The sequence below is a fragment of the Streptomyces mangrovi genome (genome assembly GCF_900114215.1).
Taxonomy (GTDB): Bacteria; Actinomycetota; Actinomycetes; order Streptomycetales; family Streptomycetaceae; genus Streptomyces; species Streptomyces barkulensis.
Genome location: NZ_FOSG01000005.1, coordinates 378,279 through 396,221, shown reverse-complemented (window position 1 = coordinate 396,221; position 17,943 = coordinate 378,279). Strand labels below are relative to the sequence as shown.

Sequence of the window (17,943 nt, the reverse complement as noted above, 5' to 3'; positions counted from 1 at the left end):
GTCGGCGGCGGCGCGCAGGTCGCCGCGGACCAGGGTCAGGTCGCCGGCCTCGATGGCGGCGTCGGTTCCGGTGCCCATGGCCAGGCCGAGGTCGGCCTGGGCGAGGGCGGCCGCGTCGTTGACGCCGTCGCCGACCATGGCCACGGAGCGGCCCTGGCTCTGGAGGCGCTTGACGGTGTCGACCTTGTCCTGGGGCATGACCTCGGCGATCACCTCGTCGATCCCGACCTCGCGGGCGACGGATTCGGCCACCGTCCGGTTGTCGCCGGTGAGCAGGACGGGGGTGAGTCCGAGGGCACGCAGCCGGGTGATGGCCTCGGCGCTGGTGGGCTTGACGGCGTCCGCCACCGCCAGCAGCCCCCGCACCTTCCCGTCCCAGGCGACGGCGACCGCGGTGCGGCCCTCCGCCTCCGCGGCGGCCCGTGCCCCGGCCAGTTCCGGGGGAAGCTCCAGGGCGCTCCCGGCCAGCAGCCGCTCCCGGCCCACGGCCACCTCGCGGCCCTCGACGGTGCCCCGGACGCCGAGCCCGGCGGCGTTCTCGAAGCGCTCCACCGCGGGCAGGGTGCCGACGCGCTCGGCGGCGCCGGCCGCGATCGCCCGTGCGACGGGGTGTTCGGAGGCGTGCTCCAGGGCGCCGGCCAGGCGCAGCACCTCGCTCTCGTCCTCGCCGTCGGCGGTGTGGACGGACAGGAGGGTCATCTTCCCGGTGGTGACGGTGCCGGTCTTGTCCAGGACGACGGTGTCCACGCGCCGGGTGTTCTCCAGGACCTCGGGGCCCTTGATGAGGATGCCGAGCTGGGCCCCGCGTCCGGTGCCGACCATCAGGGCGGTGGGGGTGGCCAGGCCCAGGGCGCAGGGGCAGGCGATGATCAGGACGGCGACGGCCGCGGTGAAGGCCGCGGTCGGGCCTGCGCCGTTGCCGAGCCAGAAGCCCAGGGTGCCCAGGGCGATCGTGATGACGACGGGCACGAAGACGGCGGAGATGCGGTCGGCCAGGCGCTGGGCGTCGGCCTTGCCGTTCTGGGCGTCCTCGACCAGCTTGGCCATCCGGGCGAGCTGGGTGTCGGAGCCGACACGGGTGGCCTCGACGACCAGCCGGCCGCCGGCGTTGACGGTGGCGCCGGTGACCGCGTCACCGGCCGAGACGTCCACCGGTACCGACTCGCCGGTCAGCATCGAGGCGTCCACGGCCGAGGCGCCCTCGACCACGGTGCCGTCGGTGGCGATCTTCTCGCCGGGGCGGACCAGGAAGCGGTCCCCGACGGCCAGCTCGGCCACGGGGACGAGCTCCTCGCGCCCTCCCCGCAGCACGGTGACCTCCTTGGCGCCCAGCTCCAGCAGGGCGCGCAGGGCGGCGCCCGCGCTCCGCTTGGAGCGCGCCTCCAGATAGCGGCCGAGCAGGATGAACGTCGTCACCCCGGCGGCGACCTCCAGATACAGGGCGGAGGAGGCGTCGGAGCGGGAGACGGTCAGCTCGAAGCCGTGCCGCATCCCCGGCATGCCGGCGTCACCGAGGAACAGCGCCCACAGCGACCAGCCCAGGGCCGCGGTCGTACCCAGTGAGACCAGGGTGTCCATGGTGGCCGCGCCGTGCCGGGCGTTCGTCCACGCCGCGCGGTGGAAGGGCAGCGCGCCCCACACCACGACCGGCGCGGCCAGGGTCAGCGACAGCCACTGCCAGTTGTCGAACTGGAGGGCCGGGATCATCGACAGCAGCACCACCGGCACCGACAGGACCAGGGAGACCAGGAAGCGCTGCCGCAGCGAGGCCAGTTCGCGCTCGCCCTCGCCCTGTCCGGCCCCGTCCCCGGCCCGCGTCCCGGCCTCCGGGCGCGCGGGGGCGGGCGGCGGGGGAGGCTGGGCGGTGTAGCCGGTCTTCTCGACGGTGGCGATCAGATCGTCGACGCTCACACCGGGGGCGTAGCTGACGCGCGCCTTCTCGGTGGCGAAGTTGACGGTGGCGCTCACGCCGTCCATCCGGTTGAGTTTCTTCTCGACACGGGCGGCGCAGGAGGCGCAGGTCATCCCGCCGATGGCGAGTTCGACCTCGTCGGCGGGCGCCTGCGTACCGGATGTCGTGGTGGTGGTCATGCTCTCTCCCGGGCGGGGGCCGGACCGTGCCGGCGGCGCGGGCGCGCGGCCGGCACGGTCCGGCGGAGGCGGGGTGGTCGCGGGCGGTCAGGCCCGGCCGGCGAGCTCGTAGCCCGCCTCGTCGACGGCGGCGCGTACGGCCTCGTCGTCCAGTTCGCGGGTGGAGGTGACGGTCACCAGACCGGTCGAGGCGACGGCCTTCACCTCGGTGACGCCGTCGATCCCGGAGACCTCGCTGTTGACGGCGCCCTCGCAGTGGCCGCAGGTCATGCCGGTGACCTTGTAGGTGGTGGTGACGGTGCTCATGGATTCTGCTCCCTCGGATCGGTGCGCGGAAACGCCCGGACGGCCGGGCGGCCGGGCGGATGTTCCGACACTCTCGACTTTATACCCCTAGGGGGTATTAGCCAAATGGGCCCCGGTACGCCCCCTCCAGGCTTCCCCGGAAAACCGTGGGGCGGCCGTCCCGGGGGGCCGGTAGGGTGCGGCGGACGATCATCGAGGGGCAGGGGGCGAAGCCGTGGCGTGCACGGAGTGCGGGGGCGAAGGGGACGGGAAGACCGGCGGGAAGGCGGACGGGGAGGGACGGGGCGAGGCGGCCGGGAACCGGTGCCCGGCGTGCGGCGACACGGTGCCGCCGTCCGCCGCGCCCACCGCGCCCACCGTGCCCGCCGCGCCCGCCGCGCCCGCGGGACAGCCCTGGTGGGTGCTGACCGACGAGGAACTGCGGGTGGTGGAACGGACCCGCCGGAAGCAGGGGGAGTCGCCGTATCTGCGCTGGCAGTCCACCCGGACCCTGGCGACCGTCACCGTCGCGCTGCTGGGGGCGGTCGTGGCCTCCGACCTGTTCGCGATCCTCGCCGGCTCCCGGCTCGCCGGGCTCCTGAAGGAGGAGTCGCGGTCGTCGTGGTACGGCTCCACCGAGGCCCTGGAGAGCGCGGAGTCGCTGTACTTCGCCGCCGGTGTGGTCCAGTTCGCCGCGCTGGTGGCGGCGGGGATCCCGTTCCTGATGTGGTTCCACCGCTCCCGGCTCAACGCGGAGACGTTCGACGCCGCGAGCCAGCGGATGAGGCCGGGCTGGGCGATCGGCGGATGGTTCGTGCCCGTCGTCAACCTCTGGTTCCCCAAGAAGATCGCCAACGACATCTGGGACGCCAGCACCCCGCCGGGGCCGGACGGCACGGTCCGCGAGCGCCTTCCCGGCGGACTGCTCAACTGCTGGTGGCTGCTGTGGCTGCTCACCTGGGCGTCCAACCGGTTCGCGTCCCGCAGGTACCAGGACGCGCAGACCCTCGAGGAACTCGGGAGCGCCGTCTCCTCCTACCTCTTCGCCGACGGGGTCGACATCCTCGCCGCCGTGCTGGCGATCCTCGTCGTCCGCAGGATCACCGCCATGCAGCACACCCTCCAGGAGCACCGTGCGGCCCTCGCCGCGACCCCGGTCTGATCCGCCCGCCCGCCCGGCACCCCTCTGTCCCGGGCCGCTCCGGGGCAGCGGTAGGGTGCCCGCCTGTCGGGGCCCGCGCACGGCAGGTCCGGCGGCCGGAGTCCGCGTCCTGGGGAGAGTGTTCTCGTGGTACTCGTCATGGTGTTCGGAGTGGCGCTGCTCATAGCGGTGCTGCTGTCCGGGCTGGCCGCCCGGTCGGTGCTCTCCACCTCGCTGCTGTTCCTGGTGGGCGGCGCGCTGGTCAGCGACGGCTTCCTGGGGCTGATCCACATCACCCCGGACAGCGACATCGTGGCGGCCACCGCCGACCTGGCCCTGTTCGCGGTGCTGTTCACCGACGGCATGCACGTCTCCTTCCCCGCGCTGCGCCGGGCCTGGCGCAATCCGGTCCGCGCGCTCGGCCTGGGCATGCCGCTGGCCTTCCTCGGCGTCGCGCTGCTGACCCACTTCCTGGTCGGCCTGGACTGGACGACGTCCTTCCTGGTCGGCGCGGTACTGGCACCCACCGACCCGGTGTTCGCCTCGGCGATCGTGGGCCGCGAGGAGGTGCCCGCGAAGCTGCGGCAGCTCCTCAACATCGAAAGCGGCGTCAACGACGGCCTCGCACTGCCCTTCGTCCTGATCCTCATCGCCGCCGCCGCGCCGGCCGGGCACGCCGAGGACGCCGACTTCACCGCGATCGCCACCGAGCTGGTCCTCGGCCTGCTCTTCGGCGTCCTGCTGCCGCTGCTGGCGAACTGGCTGGTCCGCTTCCGTCTGCTGGGCGCCGAGCCCAGGCTCCAGCCGCTGCTGCCGCTGGCCGTCGGTGTGACCCTGTACGCCGCCTGCCACCTCACCCACGCCAACCCCTACCTCGCCGCTTTCTCGGCGGGCGCGGTGATCGCCGCGGTCTCCCCGGAGGCCAAGGGGGCGTTCGAGCCGCTGGGGGAGTCCCTGGCGGAGCTGGCGAAGTTCGCGGCGCTGCTGGTCTTCGGCGCGCTGCTGACCCCGCAGCTCTTCGGGGACCTGTCCTTGGGGGGCTACGTGGTCGCGCTCCTGGCCATCGTGCTGATCCGCCCGGCCTCGATGCTGCTGTCCCTGGTGGGCACCGGTTTCGACCGTAAGGAGAGGCTCACGGCGGCCTGGTTCGGGCCCAAGGGCTTCGCCTCGGTGGTCTACGGGCTGCTGGTGCTCCAGTCGGGCGTCCCGCGCGCCGAGGACGCCTTCACACTGATCGCCGTCACCATCGCCTTCTCGATCGTCGCCCACAGCAGCACGGACGTGCCGATCGCGCGGGTCTTCGACCTCGAGAAGCTGGCGGGCATCCCGGGCGACGGGAAGGGGCCGCGCCTGCCGGTGGGCGGGCGCGGCCGGAACGGCGCGGGCGGCGGTGACGACGCCGGAAGCGGCACTTCGGAGTCCGGAGGGGCCGGGGAGGGCGCCGTCAGCCCTCGCGGTTGACCTCCCGGTCGGCCCGGCCGGCGGCTCCCTCGGTGACCGTGCCCCGCGGCCGCTCGTAGATGTCCGGGATGCCGTCGCGGTCGTCGTCCCGGTTCTCCTCCTCCCACAGCCGCTTGTAGCGGGCGTCGCGGAACTTGAGGAAGACGGCGGCGGCCACCGCGGAGAGCAGCGAGCCGATCAGGACGGCCGCCTTGACGTACTCGCCGGTCTCCGCGTTGTCCGCGAAGGCCAGGTCACCCACCAGCAGCGAGACGGTGAAGCCGATGCCGGCCAGCAGCGCGACGCCCGCCACGTCCGCCCACTCCAGGTCCTCGCTGAGCCGGGCACGGGTGAAGCGGGCGGCCAGATAGGTGCCGCCGAAGACGCCGATGAGCTTGCCCGCGAACAGGCCGAGGATCACGCCCAGCGACTCGGGTCGGCGGAACGTCTCGCCCAGCGCGTCGCCGGAGACGCTGACGCCTGCCGCGAAGAGGGCGAACACCGGCACCGCGAAGCCCGCCGACAGCGGCCGCACCAGATGCTCGATCCGCTCGGCCGGGGACTCCTTCTCGGTGGGCCAGCCCTCGCTGCCCTTGGTCGGGACCACCCGCAGCAGCATGCCCATCGCCACACCGGCGATGGTGGCGTGCACCCCGCTGGCGTGCATCAGCGCCCAGATGACCAGGCCCAGCGGCACGTACACGTACCAGCCGCGCACCCGCAGCTTCTGGTGGAGGAACCAGAACACCGCCAGTCCGGCCAGCGCCCCGCCCAGGGCGGGCAGGTTCAGCGCGGAGGTGTAGAAGACGGCGATGACGAGGATCGCGCCGAGGTCGTCGACGATGGCGAGGGTGAGGAGGAAGGCCCGGATGCCCGACGGCAGGTTGGTGCCGATCACGGCGAGCACGCCGAGGGCGAAGGCGATGTCGGTGGCCATGGGGATGGCCCAGCCGTCCATCTGGCCGCCGCCCGCCGCGTTGACCGCGACGTAGAAGAGGGCGGGCACCACCATGCCGCACACGGCGGCGACCACCGGGAGCGCGGCCGCGGCCGGGCGCCGCAGCTCACCCAGGAGCAGTTCGCGCTTCAGTTCGATGCCGGCGACGAAGAAGAAGATCGTCAGCAGGCCGTCCGACGCCCAGTGCCCCACCGACAGGTCGAGGTGGAGGGAGGAGATGCCGAAGTGGAAGTCGCGGACCGACTCGTACAGCCCCCCCCAGGGGGAGTTCGCCCAGACCAACGCCACCACCGCGGCGGCCAGCAGCAGCATCCCGCCGACGGTCTCGGCGCGCAGCGCCTCCAGCAGGAACCGGCGCTCCTGGAACGACGGCAGCCCGAAGAGGGAGGTGCGCTCTTTGGGGGCGTTGGACATGGAGTGACCTCCCGGGGTCGGTTTCGGGGTACGTGGACAACGTCGCCGACCAGACTTCCCGGCACACCATTTATGATCTTGATTGTCATACCACCGTACCCACAACCTGCTGTTTCCGCGCAAGAGCGGATCCGTGCACGACTGCGCGGGTACTGTCGGGTAATGCCCGGCAACTCCCGGTCCATGTCGGCGAATGCCCCCGGCCGCCCCGGTTTCGCCGGTGACGGTGATCACACCGCCCTCCGCCGCGGCGACCGGAGGTGATCCTTCCCCGCCGCGCACGCCGCCACCCCTGCCGCGGCGGCCCCGTCACTCCCTTAGTCTGTGCCGGTGGTCCGGCCGTACGGCCGGGGGCGGGTGGAACGCGGAACGAAAGGGGGCGGGGCACCGGTGAGGCGCAGCAGGCTCCCCGACTCCTTCCTCGGCGGTTACGCGGAACTGCTCGCCGAGATATCCCGGACCGGGCGGCTGCCGCGCCGCGCCGAGCTGGACACCTTCCGCGAGACCGGCGAGCGGGTCGCCGAGCAGGGCTACGGCCTGCGCGACCTGGTCGGCCTCTACCTCGCCGAGACCCGCCGGCTGTGGGGCACGCTGCCGGGCATCGCCCGGTCGGCCACGGCCGCCGAGCGGGCCCGCACCGGCGACGCCCTGCTGGCCGCGGTGGAGGCCGCGGTGGCCGCGCTGGGAGAGGGGCACGAGCGGGCCCAGCGGCTGGCGGTACGGCAGGAGGAGGCCGAGCGCCGCGAGTTCGTGGACGACCTGCTCTACGGCCGCAGCGACCTGGGCCGACTCGCCGAGCGCGCCGAGCGCTTCGGTCTGCGGCTGGCCCGCGCGCACGCGGTCGCGGTGGCCTCGGGCACCGAGAAGTACGACGACGTGCACCCCACCGTGCGCCGCATCGAGCGCGAACTGGTGGGCCGTTTCGGCGAGCGCGACGTGCTGCTCGCCACCAAGGACGGGCGGCTGGTGTGCATCGCCGCCAGCGCCGACAAGTCCGTCCTGCGGGCCTTCGCCCGGCTCGCCGAGGACCCCGGCCCGGGCTACCCCGCCGCCGGGCGGGTGGCGCTCGGCCGGTCCCACAGCGGCCCCAGCGGCGTGGTGCGCTCCTACGAGGAGGCGCTGGGGGCCCTGGACCTCGCCGACCGGCTCGGCCTGGAGGGGGTCCGGTTCAACGCGGCGGAGATGCTGGTCTTCCCGGTGCTGCTGCGCGACCGCGCGGCGATGGCCGATCTGGTGCGCACGGTCCTGGGGCCGCTCACCCAGGCCCGCGGCGGGGCCGCGCCGCTGCTGGAGACCCTGTCGGTGTGCTCGGCGGCGGGCTATGTGAACGCGGAGGCCGCCCGCCGGCTGGGCGTGAGCGTGCGGACCCTGTCGTACCGGCTGGCGCGCATCCGGGAGCTGACCGGCTACGACCCCGGTGACGGTCTCCAGCGCTACACCCTGGAGACCGCCGCGATGGGCGCCCGGCTGCTGGGCTGGCCGGAGAAGCCGCTCTAGCCGACCGCCTCGCGGCTCCCCACGGCTCCCCACGGCTCCTCCCCACGGCTCCTCCCCGCGCCCCGGGGGCGCCGAACCGCCTGGCCGGACAGCCCGCACCATCCGGCCCGAAGGGGCGGGCGACGGCTGCCGCGCCGATGGTTCCCTCCGGTTGCCGGACGTAAGCACGGCGTAAAGATTGCCGGATCCTGGCAATGTGCGACCCGGTTCCGGACTGTCAGCATGAGGTCACGCCGCGACCGGTACGGGGGTGCAACGATGAGCGAGTTCATGCATACGGCCATGAGCTTCCCCGCCAATCTGTTCGGGTTCGGACTTGTGGTGGTGCTCGTGTACTGGTTGACGGTACTGGTCGGAGCGGTCGGCGTCGATGCCCTCGACGGGGGTGAGAGCATCGACGCCGGCCACCGCGACCACTTTGGCACCGGTCCGGCCACCGGCCCCGCGGCGGTTCTCGCGGCGGCCGGACTCGGCGGGGCGCCGGTTTCCGTCTCCCTGTCCCTCCTCATCTCGATTTCCTGGTTCGCATCACTGAGCGGTGCGGCGCTGGTCGAGCGGGCCGGCGGGGGCGCCCCGGCGCGCCTGCTGGTCCTGCCCGCCGCGCTGCTCGCCGCCTGGGGGCTGACACGGCTGCTGATCCGCCTGCTGGCCCGGCTGGCGCCGCGGGAGGCGGGCATCAGCCACCGCGACCTCGTCGGCCGGGTGTGCACCATCCGCACCGGGCACGTCAGCCACCGCTTCGGGCAGGCCGAGATCACCGCCGACGACGGCTCGGCCCATCTGGTCCAGGTCCGCGCCCGGGGCGAGGATGCCGCGGGCCTGGCCGCCGGAAGCACCGCACTGGTCTTCGACTACGACCCCGACGGCGGTTTCTTCCACGTCATGCCCTGCGACCCCGTACTGGACCCCGGTCCGGACGCCGGCCGGCTGCCGCGCTGACCCCCGCGCGCCGCCGCGGACCCGCCCACCGGACCTCAAGCACACGACCTCACAAGGAACCCACCGCCATGGACGTCATCTCCACGGGCCTCGGCGTGCTCATCGCCGTGCTCATGCTCATGGGCATCGCCCTGCTGATCGTGGTCAGCCGCCTGTTCCGCAAGGTCGAACAGGGCAAGGCGCTGATCGTCTCCAAGATGCGCAAGGTCGACGTGACCTTCACCGGCACCGTGGTGCTGCCCGTGCTGCACCGGGCCGAGGTGATGGACATCTCGGTGAAGACCATCGAGATCGCCCGCACCGGAGGCGAGGGGCTGATCTGCCGGGACAACATCCGCGCCGACATCCGCATCTCGTTCTTCGTCCGCGTCAACAAGACCGTCGAGGACGTCATCAAGGTCGCCCAGGCCATCGGCACCGAGCGGGCCAGCGACCGGACCACCCTCCAGGAGTTGTTCAACGCCAAGTTCTCCGAGGCGCTCAAGACCGTCGGCAAGCAGCTCGACTTCGCCGACCTCTACACCAAGCGCGACGAGTTCCGCGACCGGATCATCGCCGTCATCGGCACCGACCTCAACGGCTACAGCCTGGAGGACGCGGCCATCGACTACCTGGAGCAGACCCCGCTCAGGCAGCTCGACGGGAACAACATCCTCGACGCCCAGGGCATCCGCAAGATCACCGAGCTGACCGCCGTGGAGCACGTGCGCACCAACGAGTTCCAGCGCAGCGAGGAGAAGGAGATCACCCGGCAGAACGTCGAGGCCCGCGAGGCCGTCCTCGAACTCGAGCGCCGCCAGGCCGACGCCGAGATCCGCCAGCAGCGCGAGATAGAGACCGTGCGCGCCCGCGAGGAGGCCGAGACCGCCCGCGTCCAGGCCGAGGAGCGGCTGCGCTCCCACGCCGCGCATCTGAAGACCGAGGAGGCCCTCGGCATCCAGAACGAGAACCGCGAGCGCGAGATCGCCGTCGCCAAGCTCAACCGCGACCGGGTCGTGGCCATCGAGAACGAGCGCATCGAGAAGGACCGTCTGCTGGAGGTCATCGCCCGCGAACGCGAGACCCAGCTGCGCCGGATCGCCGCCGACAAGGAGGTCGAGGCCGAGAAGCGGGACATCGCCGACGTGATCCGCGAGCGGATCGCGGTGGAGAAGACCGTCGCGCAGCAGGAGGAGGAGATCAAGAAGCTGCGCACGGTGGAGGAGGCCGAGCGCGAGCGCCAGGCCCTGATCATCGCCGCCGAGGCCCAGGCCCAGGAGCGGCTGGTCAAGGACATCAAGGCGGCCGAGGCCGCCGAGCAGGCCGCCGGGCACCGGGCGGCCGAGGAGCTGACGATGGCCGAGGCGCGCCGCAAGGCCGCCGAGATGGACGCGGCCGCCGCCGTACGCCTGGCCGAGGGCCGCAAGGCCGAGGCCGCCGCGGCCGGACTCGCCGAGGCCGACGTCCAGGAGCGGATGGCCGACGCCATCGCCAAGACCCGCCGTGCCGAGGCCGAGGCCGAGCGCGAACTCGCCCTGGCCCAGGCCGACGGGCTGCGCGAGAAGCTGAAGGCCGAGGCCGAGGGGCTCACCGAGAAGGCCGGCGCCATGGCACGGATGGACGAGGCGGGCCGGGGGCACGAGGAGTACCGCCTGCGGCTGGAGGCGGAGAAGGAGGTCCGCATCGCGGGCATCGACGTCCAGCGGCAGATCGCCGAGTCCCAGGCGACCCTGATCGCCACCGGCCTGGAGAACGCCAACATCGACATCGTCGGCGGGGACTCGGTCTTCTTCGACAAGCTGGTGGGCTCCATCGCCGCCGGCCGGAGCGTCGACGGCTTCGTGAACCGCAGCGAGACCGTCCAGGCCATGGCGGGCCCCTGGCTCGACAAGGAGAACTCGACGTTCACGCACGACCTGACCGCCGTGACCGCCGGGCTCGGCGCCGCGGGACTGCGCGATCTGACCCTGGCCGGCCTGCTGGCGAGGCTGGCCTCGGGCGGCGGCCCCGACGCCCCGAAGCTGGCCTCCCTGCTGGAGGCGGTGCGCGGCTCGGGCGTCGCCGACCTGCCGCTGTCGGCCCTGGCCGGCGGCGCGGCCGGTACGGCGGGCGGCGCGGCCGACCGTACGCACGCCGCCGGGAACGGCACCCCCGTGGGCCGCTGACCCGCACACCCTGTGAAGGACGCCGAACGAGCGAGGAGTTGAGGGCAGGTGGCAACCGAGGCACGCCGGACGCCGGAGGCGCGGCCGGACGTGGGGCCGGACGCGGGCGCCCACGAGGTGCTGCGGGACCGGATGGCGGCCGCGGCGACGGATCTCGCGGCCCGGGCACGGGCCCTCAACGACCGCCGCGTCGAGGCCTTCGGCGACGCCGGACTGGAACTGGCGGGCGCCGCCCGGCTGGACACCGGGCGGCCCCGGGTGCCGTGCGACGCGGTGGCCGTCGGCGGGGCGCTGCTGCTGGGCGCCAACCCGCCCGCCGGGCACGGGCGGCCGGAGTCGGTCGCCGACGTGCTCACCCTCCACCGCCTGCGCGCGGAGGACGGCGGCCCGCCCGCCTTCGAGCCCGCCGGCCCGGACGCCGTGCCCGGCCTGCTCGACGACCCGCGCCTCCACCGCGACGTCGAGGAGCTGTTCCGCTACTACCGGCACGCCCGGCTGCTGCGGCTGCGCCGCACCGGACCGCTGCTGCTGGCCGTCTTCTCCATCGGCGGGCGGGCCACCGACATCCGCGTCCTGCGCTGGCGCGCCGAGGTGGGCGGCACGGTCGCCTACCTCGACGCCGAGGGCGAGCGCGACCACCTCGACCGCGCGGCGGGCTCCACCGGTTCCGCCCAGGACGTCGTCTGGACGCCGGCCGCCCGCGAGGACCACGTCACCGGACGCCACCCCCATGTGGCGGTCGACGGCGGGACACTGTACGTCTCGACCGTCGGCGGCTTTCTCACCGTCAAGACCGACAACGACACCGAGACCGCCGAGGGCGTCCACAGCGAGCCCGTCGAGGACCCCCTGCAGGCCCTGGCCGACGCCGAGATCGCCCACGCCCGCGTCGGCGATCTCGTCCTGCTGCGCGTGCTGCCGTACAACGAGGCCGCCCACCGCCACCTGGTCTTCAACACCCGCACCGGCGAGGTGCTGCGGCTGGACGGCATCGGGCAGGCGTGCCGCCGCCTCCCCGACGACCAGGGCGTCGTCTTCCCCGGCGGCTGCTACCTCGCCGACGCCCCCGCCGGCTCGGCCGCCCGTACCTTCGAGACGGACACCGAGGGGATGGAGTTCGAGGCGGAGGTGCGCTCGCCGGGCGGCGAGGACGTGCTGTACGTCTTCCACGCCCCTGCCCGGGGCCGCTCCCTGCTGCTGTCCTACAACCTCATCCGCAAGGAGGCCGCCGCCCCGATCCCCGCCCTGGGCCACGCCCTCTTCGACGACGGCACCCTGGCCGTGCTCGGCCGGGCGCCCGGCGGGGAGGAGACGGCGGCGCACCCGGTACGGCTGTGGAACACCCCCTACGCCCTTCACCCCCGCGCCGCCGGCCCCGCCGGGGACGGTCCGCTGGCCCGGGTCGGAAACGCCGAGCTGGTGCGTGGCATCTCCGACTGCCTGTCCGTCGTACGGCTGGCCGAGGGGGTGACCGGATGGACGGCTCGGGGTACGGGCGGCGGGCTGCCCACGGCGGCCGCCCTGGAGGCGGTCACCGCCGCCTGCGCCCGCGCCGCCGACCGCCACCACTGGCTGGACGCGCCCGGCCTGGCCGAGGAGCTGGAAGGGCTCGGCACGCCGCTGCGGACGCTGCGCGAGGCCGCCGGGCAGGCCGTCGCCGAGTACGCGCGGGTGGCCGAACTGCGCGAGAGGGCCTCGGCCGCCGTGGAGGAGACGGCCGCGCGCACCACCGCGCTGGTGCGCCGCGCCCGGGGCGAGGCGCCCGGGGAGGCGGTCGGCTGGGTGGACCTCCTGGCCGAACTGCGCCGCGCCCGGGGCTCGGTGGAGACCCTGCGCGAGCTGCGCCACGCCGACCCCGGCCGGATCGACGCGCTCGGCGCGGAGCTGGACGAGGCGCTTGCCGCCACCGGCCGCCGGGCGGCGGCCGACCTCTCCCGCGCGGACGCCTTCGACGCCGTGGGCGCGGCCGTGGCCGAACTGGCCGACCGCGCCGCCTCCGCCGCCACGGCCGCCGAGGCCGACGAACTGGGCGAGCGGATCGCCGGCCACGCCGACGGCCTCGGCGCCGTCACCGAGGTGATCGGCTCCCTGGAGGTCGGCGACGCCACCGTGCGCACGGCCGTGCTGGAACGGATCGGCGAGACCACGGCCGCCGTCAACCGCGCCCGCGCCGTACTGGAGGGCCGGCGCCGGGAGCTGCTGGAGGCCGAGGGGCGCGCGGAGTTCGCCGCCGAGACGGCCCTGCTGGGCCAGGCGGTCACCGGCGCGCTGGCCGCCGCCACCACCCCCGACGAGTGCGACGAGCAGCTCGGACGGCTGCTGGTGCGCCTGGAGGACCTCCAGGCGCGCTTCGGCGCCCACGAGGACTTCCTCGCCCGCCTGGCCGAGCGGCGCGAGGAGATCCGCGAGGCCTTCGCCGCCCGCCGCCAGGCCCAGTTGGACGAGCGCGCCCGGCGCGCGGAGCGCTTGGCGGTGTCCGCCGCGCGCGTGCTGGAGACCGTCGCGCGCCGCTGCGCCTCCCTCGCCTCCGCCGAGGAGGTGGCCGCCCACTTCGCCGCCGATCCGCTGGTCGCCCGGATCCGCGCCGCCGTCGAGGAGCTGCGCTCCCTGGGCGACACCGCGCGCGCCGAGGAGCTGACCGCCTCCCTGACGGCGGCCCGGCAGGAGGCGGACCGCGCCCTGCGCGACCGCGTCGAGCTGGGCGCCGACACCGGCGGGGGAGCCGGCGGGGGAGCCGGCACCGTGCGGCTGGGCCGCCACCGCTTCGCGGTGAGCACCAGGCCGCTGGAGGTGACGCTGGTCCCGCACGGCGACGGGCTGGCCTTCGCGGTCTCCGGCACCGGATACCGCGCCGCCGTACGCGACCCGGACTTCGCGGCCACCCGCGAGTTCTGGGACCAGCCGCTGGTCTCGGAGTCGCCGCGGGTCTACCGCGCCGAGCACCTGGCGGCCGGCGTGCTGGCGGACCTGCCGCACGACGCGGCCGGGGCGGGCGTGGGTGAGGGCGAGGGGGAAGCCGACGCCGGGAGCCTGCTGCCGCTGGTGCGCCGGGCGGCCGAGACCGCCTACGACGAGGGGTACGACCGGGGCGTCCACGACCACGACGCCGCCGCGATCCTCGCCGCGGCGCTGCGGCTGCGGGCCGGGGCCGGGCTGCTGCGCTTCACCCCTGGAGTACGGGCCGCGGCGCAGCTGTTCTGGGCTTACGGCGCGAACGGCGCGGCGCGCGCCGCCTGGACGGTGCGTGCCCAGTCACTGGCCCGGGCCCGCGCCGCCTTCGGCGCGCGCGGCGCGCTGGAGCCGCTCGCCGCCGAACTGGGCGGCGCGGCACAGGAGTTCCTGGAGAGCGCCGGGCTGCCGGTACCGCCGCGCCCGGCCGCGGTGGGAACGTATCTGGCCGAGGAACTGGCCTTCAGCGGCGGCCGGTTCGCCGTCGGTCCCGCCGCCCGCGCCCTGCTGGAGGGCTTCTACGCCTCGCTGGGCGGCGCCCGGTCGGCCCCGGCCGAGGAGTTCGCCGAGGATCTGCGGGCGCTCGGCGGATCGTCGCCGGAGGACCCGGAGCGGCCGGCGGCCCGCCACCAGCTCGCGGCGGCCTGGCTGGGCGCGTACGCCGAGTCCGTGGCCCGGGAAGGGCGCGAGGACGGGCGGGACGCCGGACCGGCCGCCGGACCGGCCGCCGGGGGTGACGCCGCGCCGTCCCCCGACCTGCCCGAGGCCGTCGCCGTCGCCCTGTGCGGCGAGGCGCTGGAGCACCGGGACGTGGACGCGCCGCTGACGGCCGTCGTCACCGGGCTGCTGGGCACCCACCCGCGGATCACCGGCGGCGCCCTGCCGCTGCGCCTGGACGAGTTCCTCGACCGCACCGAGGAGTTCCGCACCGTCCGCGTCCCGGCCCACCGCGCCTACACCCGCCGCCGCGCCGAACTGCTGGACGCCGAGCGCGAGCGGCTGCGGCTGGACGCGTACGTGCCGCGCGTACTGCCCGCGTTCGTCCGCAACCGCCTCATCGACGAGGTCTACCTGCCGCTGATCGGCGACAACCTCGCCAAACAGCTCGGCACGGCGGGGGAGGACCGCCGCACCGACAGCCAGGGCCTGCTCCTGCTGCTCTCCCCGCCCGGCTACGGCAAGACGACGCTGATGGAGTACGTCGCCGCCCGCCTGGGCCTGGCCTTCGTCCGCGTCGACGGCCCGGCGCTGGGCCACCGCACCACCTCCCTGGACCCGGCCGCCGCACCGGACGCCACCGCGCGGCGCGAGGTCGAGAAGATCAACTTCGCCCTGGAGACGGGCAGCGACATCCTGCTCCACCTCGACGACGTCCAGCACACCTCGCCGGAGCTGCTCCAGCGCTTCATCCCGCTGTGCGACGCCCAGCGCCGCCTGGACGGAGTGCGGTTCTCCGACGGCCGGCCGGCCACGTACGACCTGCGCGGCAAGCGGTTCGCGGTGTGCATGACGGGCAACCCCTTCACCGAGTCCGGCGCCCGCTTCCGCGTCCCGGACATGCTCGCCAACCGCGCGGACGTGTGGAACCTGGGCGACGTCCTGTCCGGCCGGGAGGAGCTGTTCGCGTTCAGCCACATCGAGAACTCCCTCACCGCCAACCCGGTGCTGGCGCCGCTGGCCTCGCGCGAGCGCGCCGACACCGAGCTGCTGGTGCGGCTGGCCGCCGGCGACCCCTCGGCGCGCCCCGACCGCCTGTCCCACCCGTACTCGCCCGCCGAGCTGGAGCAGGTGCTGGGCGTGCTGCGCGGGCTGCTGCGGGTGCGGCGCACGGTGCTGGCGGTCAACGCCGCCTACATCGCCTCCGCCTCCGGCGACGAGGCGGCCCGCACCGAACCACCGTTCCGCCTCCAGGGCTCCTACCGCGACACGGGGAAGCTGGCCGGGCGCCTGGCGCCGGTGATGACGGACGAGGAGGTCGAGGCGCTGATCGACGACCACTACACGGCCGAGGCCCGCACGCTGTCGGCGGACGCGGAGGCGAACCTGCTCAGACTCGCCGAACTGCGCGGCCGTATGACGCGGGAGCAGGAGCGGCGGTGGCACCAGGTCAAGGAGGCGTTCCGGGCCCGCAATGCCGCGGGTGCCGCCGGTGCCCCCGCGCCGGAGACGGCGGGGGCGCCGGAGACGGCGGGAGGTGCGGGGCGGTGAGGCGCGGCGCGGCCGGGGGCCGGCTCCGGCGCGGGGCCGCCCGCGACCGGTGGCCCGGCGCGGAGTACGTCCACGGCGAGGCGGACCGGGCCCGGGAGAGGGCGAGGGTCTCCGAAGGCCTGGGCCGGGCCGTGTACGGACGCCGCAGGGCGCTGGGCATCTCCCAGTCGGAACTGGCCGGCCGGGCGGGCATGAGTCGGCCGCGGGTCTCCAGGCTGGAACTGGGCGCGGGCATGCCGACCCTGGCGGTGCTCACCCGGCCGGCGAGAGCCCTGGACGCCTCCTTCGCGCTCACCTTCGACGCCGGCGAGCCGCGTCTGGTGTTCGAGCCGCCCGCCGCGGGGTCCGGCACGCAGCGGCATATGACGATCGCGGAGAGTGGTGCGAAGGCCGGGACAGGCGCGGGCGGACGCTTCTAGAGTGCCGGTATGACCGACAGCCGGGAGGCGCCGAAGGCCACGCCCGTCCGGGAGCGGGGGCAACGGGCCCCGTACGCCGCGCACCTCCCGTGCGGCTCGCACGGTCCGCTCCCCCCGGGGGCTCCGGCCCTACGCGCAGGAGGCCGGCGCGGTGCCCCCGGTCGCTTCGGCCGCCTCCGCCACCTCGGCCGCCTCGACCGCCTTCGCCGTCTCCAGCGCAGCGCGCAGCGCACGGATGCTGGTCAGCCGGCGGTCGGCGGCCGGAGGCACGATCCAGTGCAGGCCCGGCGGGCGGACGCTGGCGGCGTCGGGCACGACGACGTAGGAGCCGCGGCCCAGCACACGGGTACCGGGCAGCTCCCAGCGCTCGGCGACCCTGGGCGGGATGAGGAAGTACATCCGCGACCGCTCCCGGCCCCCTTCCGCCGCTCCGCCCGGTCCGGTCTCCCCGGGCAGGTCGGCGATGACCGGGCCGGGCGGCCGGTCGCCGTGGCGCAGCAGCGCGTCGAGCACCAGCAGACCCGTCCGCCCCGGCATCCGCACCGCGTCCCACCAGGTGCCGGCGGGTACGGCGCGGTGCGTCCCGCCGTACGGCAGCCAGCTCGGCCGGGCGGCGGGCGGTATCGCCTGGAAGGGGCCGGGCAGGAGGGGCGCCGAGCGCGGATCGGGCGCGCCGGGCGCGCCGGCCAGCCGGATGCGGCCGCCTCCCGTGCGCTTGACCTCCCGCAGCGCCACGTCGGAGTCCAGCAGCAGGTCCGACAGCCCGCCCGGGGCGGGGTCGGCCGGATCCCAGACGGCGACGCCGAGCGAGACGGTCTGCCCGGTGATGGTCACGGTGGTGCCGCGGCTGACCGGGGCCGGTACCGACATCTCCCGCACGCCCTGCTGGACGAGTCGGGCCGCGGCCATCGCCTCCTCGGCGCCGGCGCCGGGCAGCAGGGCCAGGAACTCGTCGCCCGCGTGGCCCCCGTAGCGCCCGCAGACCGCCTCCCCGGCCGAGCTCTGAACAGCGCTCCCGACGCGGCGCAGCACGTCCGCCGCGGCGCGCAGCACGGCGTCCCCCGCGAGGTGGCCGTAGGTGTCGTTGACGGCCTTGAAGCGGTCGAGGTCGCCCAGCAGCAGCGCCAGCGGCCTGTGCTGCCTGCGGGCGGAGGCGAGGGCCTGGGAGGCCCTGATCTCCCAGGCCCTCCTCACCAGCAACCCGGTGAGGTCATCGGTCAGGGGGCGATGGCCGCCTCCCGGACAGCACGAGGGGGACGGCGCGTGCTCCTCGGTCGTCCTCGGCGCAGTACTCATCGATCCCCTTCTCCCCCGGTCGTGCGGTCCGGCGCATGGGCAGTGGTGAACCTGCGGTTGAACCGTTTGGTTTTCAACTCAACTGGTAGTTGAGCGAATGCGATGAGTGAGTTTAGGCTTCCGAATGACCGGGCTGTCAACTCCCGTCCGGTCGGCAGGAGT

Annotated in this window: 11 protein-coding genes; 7 read left to right on the top strand and 4 right to left on the bottom strand. The window is 74.7% G+C overall.

Annotated features, from left to right (window positions below):
* Together BM237_RS10120 and BM237_RS10115 are read right to left on the bottom strand one after the other, a co-directional pair.
* On the bottom strand, positions 1–2,091 hold a 2,091-nt coding region (locus BM237_RS10120), incomplete at its 3' end, for a heavy metal translocating P-type ATPase (protein WP_093849204.1).
* 87 nt (positions 2,092–2,178) lie between these two features.
* Positions 2,179–2,397: a heavy-metal-associated domain-containing protein gene (locus BM237_RS10115; protein WP_093849203.1), complete on the bottom strand. Its 219-nt coding sequence runs from the start codon at positions 2,395–2,397 to the stop codon at positions 2,179–2,181.
* Positions 2,398–2,611: 214 nt separating this feature from the next.
* Between BM237_RS10115 and BM237_RS10110 the strand changes: the two genes are divergently transcribed.
* Together BM237_RS10110 and BM237_RS10105 are read left to right on the top strand one after the other, a co-directional pair.
* The gene (locus tag BM237_RS10110) at positions 2,612–3,538 is read left to right on the top strand and encodes a DUF4328 domain-containing protein (protein ID WP_093849202.1); all 927 of its coding nucleotides are present in this window, start codon (positions 2,612–2,614) and stop codon (positions 3,536–3,538) included.
* A gap of 126 nt (positions 3,539–3,664) precedes the next feature.
* Positions 3,665–4,978: a cation:proton antiporter gene (locus tag BM237_RS10105; RefSeq protein ID WP_093849201.1), complete on the top strand. Its 1,314-nt coding sequence runs from the start codon at positions 3,665–3,667 to the stop codon at positions 4,976–4,978.
* Here BM237_RS10105 and nhaA read toward each other — a convergent pair.
* Complete coding sequence (gene nhaA, locus BM237_RS10100; protein WP_093849200.1) at positions 4,962–6,329, bottom strand: Na+/H+ antiporter NhaA; 1,368 nt, start codon at positions 6,327–6,329, stop codon at positions 4,962–4,964. The two genes, BM237_RS10105 and nhaA, sit on opposite strands and share 17 nt — an antisense overlap.
* A gap of 390 nt (positions 6,330–6,719) precedes the next feature.
* On the opposite strand from nhaA, the gene BM237_RS10095 reads away from it, so the two are divergent.
* From BM237_RS10095 to BM237_RS10075, 5 genes are all read left to right on the top strand, one after another.
* Positions 6,720–7,826, top strand: coding sequence for a PucR family transcriptional regulator (locus tag BM237_RS10095; RefSeq protein WP_093849199.1), 1,107 nt, complete (start codon positions 6,720–6,722; stop codon positions 7,824–7,826).
* Positions 7,827–8,084: 258 nt separating this feature from the next.
* On the top strand, positions 8,085–8,765 hold the full coding sequence (locus BM237_RS10090) for an OB-fold-containig protein (RefSeq protein WP_093849198.1): 681 nt from the start codon (positions 8,085–8,087) through the stop codon (positions 8,763–8,765).
* Positions 8,766–8,833: 68 nt separating this feature from the next.
* Positions 8,834–10,909 carry a flotillin family protein gene (locus BM237_RS10085; RefSeq protein WP_107415218.1) on the top strand — a complete coding sequence of 692 codons (2,076 nt, stop codon included), beginning with the start codon at positions 8,834–8,836 and terminating at the stop codon, positions 10,907–10,909.
* A gap of 132 nt (positions 10,910–11,041) precedes the next feature.
* The gene (locus BM237_RS10080) at positions 11,042–16,066 is read left to right on the top strand and encodes a DNA repair ATPase (protein ID WP_093849245.1); all 5,025 of its coding nucleotides are present in this window, start codon (positions 11,042–11,044) and stop codon (positions 16,064–16,066) included.
* The gene (locus tag BM237_RS10075) at positions 16,063–16,485 is read left to right on the top strand and encodes a helix-turn-helix domain-containing protein (protein WP_093849197.1); all 423 of its coding nucleotides are present in this window, start codon (positions 16,063–16,065) and stop codon (positions 16,483–16,485) included. Before BM237_RS10080 ends, BM237_RS10075 begins: the two co-directional genes overlap by 4 nt.
* 129 nt (positions 16,486–16,614) lie before the next feature.
* Here the strand turns inward: BM237_RS10075 and BM237_RS29565 are convergent, their stop codons facing one another.
* A complete protein-coding gene (locus tag BM237_RS29565) occupies positions 16,615–17,781 on the bottom strand; it encodes a GGDEF domain-containing protein (protein ID WP_093849196.1) in 1,167 nt (388 codons plus the stop codon).
* Positions 17,782–17,943: the final 162 nt, after the last annotated feature.